The sequence below is a fragment of the Acidobacteriota bacterium genome (assembly GCA_034211275.1).
Classification (GTDB): Bacteria; Acidobacteriota; Thermoanaerobaculia; order Multivoradales; family JAHZIX01; genus JAGQSE01.
The window spans coordinates 1-2,023 of sequence record JAXHTF010000372.1; the positions used below are offsets into that span (position 1 = coordinate 1).

2 protein-coding genes are annotated in these 2,023 nt (G+C 65.0%); both read left to right on the forward strand.

Features of this window, described 5'->3' with window-relative positions; all coding sequences use genetic code 11:
• Positions 1–70: 70 nt before the first annotated feature.
• On the forward strand, positions 71–469 hold the full coding sequence (locus SX243_26105; protein ID MDY7096460.1) for a group II intron maturase-specific domain-containing protein: 399 nt from the start codon (positions 71–73) through the stop codon (positions 467–469).
• A 706-nt stretch (positions 470–1,175) separates the two neighbouring features.
• Positions 1,176–2,023, forward strand: an 848-nt coding sequence (gene ltrA, locus SX243_26110; protein ID MDY7096461.1) for a group II intron reverse transcriptase/maturase, incomplete at its 3' end; no start/stop codon positions are given.

The window sequence follows — 2,023 nt, forward strand, 5'->3', positions numbered from 1 at the left end:
GACGAGGAGAGCGGATCTGACCTGGGGACGGGAAGGATTCGAGTTCCTCGGCTGCCATCTTCACAAGCGCATGAGCGGGAAGATCTGGGAGAGGGACGGCCGACGGGTCTACTTCCTCCAGCGCTGGCCCTCGAAGCGCAGTATGAAGCGGCTCCGGGCCCGGATACGGGAGCTCACCGGCCGACATCGAAACGGGGTCAAAGATGTGCGCGTGCTCATCGATGACCTCAACCCGGTGTTACGCGGCTGGGGCAACTACTTCCGAACCGGGAACGCGTCGACGAGGTTCGTCGAGATCGATCGTCACGTCGCCTGGCGGCTCAAGCGCTTCGAGATGAAGCGCCGAGGCCGCAACCTGAAGGCGGGGCAGGCCGAGCGATGGACGCCAGAGTACTTCGAGGCCCTCGGGCTACACCGCTTGCGAGGCACGATCCGATATCCGGAGCGGGCCTTCTGGGAGACTGCGTAATGCAACGACTCGAGAGTCCATCGGTAAGCCGTATGCGGGAAAACCGCACGTACGGTTTGAAAGGGGGCCCTACCTTTTCGGCGCCTCCCGCAAAGGAAAGGTAGGGTCTACCAGTGGTGCGTCGTGACGCGGACGAGACCCGAGACGTTCGGGACGGATCTGCTTGCTGCGCCTTTCCTACGGGTGGAAGTCCCGGACCGGTAAGCGTCGGAGCGCCGGGTAGCAGGGTCGCGGTGCCCGGGGGAGACCCCGGGGCCGAAGCCGACCGACGAGAGCCTCTTCGGAGGGAGCGACCGTACGGGCCGCAACATGAAGTGAAGCCTGCAGCCTCGACAGAGTCACAATCCGGGAGTCGAGCCGCTCATGTCACGGTGAAGGCAACATCCGGCGCGCTGGGTCCGAAGCGCGCGCTGGGTCCCGGCGGGGTATGGGGCGTGGCACGTGCGGAAGGAAAGGTTCGGAACACGAGAGACCCGTCTTCGCGGCCGTCGTCGCGGCGAGCGCCGTCCATAAACCAGAAGGTGAAAGGACGGGGTGCGGAGCGGGAGTCCGAGGGGATCGTAGTAGTGCCGATCCGAGCGCAACAGAACGCTCGGGGAGCGAAGGGTCCCTACTTTGGATGGGTCGGATGAGGAGTCACGTGCGAGGGCATGGCCGGGCAAGGATCCGGTCCAACCACCCCCAGCTGCGAAAGCGGCCGGATAAAGTGCGCTATCTCCAACGCCGACTGTGGGTCGCTGCCAAGCGATCTCCCAAGCGCCGCTTCCATGCGCTGTACGACCGTGTCTACCGGAGTGACGTCCTGTGGGCCGCGTGGAAGCGGGTGAAGCGCAACAAGGGAGCTGCCGGCGTCGACGCACAGACGATCGATGCGATCGTCCGTGCGGGCGTCGGCGACTTCTTGAAGGACCTCCAGTCCGAGTTGCGCGACGGTACGTATCGGCCGAAGGCGGTCCTCCGCCGGTACATCCCGAAGCCGGACGGGCGCGTGCGCCCGCTCGGCATCCCGACGGTTCGCGATCGGGTGGTTCAGATGGCGGTGAAGCTGGTGATGGAGCCGATCTTCGAGGCGGATTTTCGTTCCGCCTCGCACGGCTTCCGCCCGAAGCGTTCGGCCACGCAGGCGCTCGAGCGTCTTCGAAAGCTGGGCGCGAAGGGCGGCGATCATGTGCTCGACGCCGACATCGAGAGCTATTTCGACAGCATCGACCACGAGAAGCTGATGCGACTCGTGGAGCGGCGCATCTCGGATCGTCGGGTCTTGAAGCTGCTCCGGCAGTGGCTCCGTGCGGGTGTGATGGAGGACGGGAGCGAGATGGCGAAGCTCAGCGGTACGCCGCAGGGCGGTGTCATCTCACCGCTGCTGTCCAACATCTACCTGCACGTTCTCGATGAGATGTGGGAGGACCGGTACGCCCATCTGGGCGTGCTGGTGCGGTACGCCGATGACTTCGTCATCGTCTGCCGCACTCGCGCAGCTTGCGAGGAAGCCGAACGCAAGGTCCAAGGGATCATGCGGCGGCTGGGGCTGACTCTACACGCGGAAAAGACGAG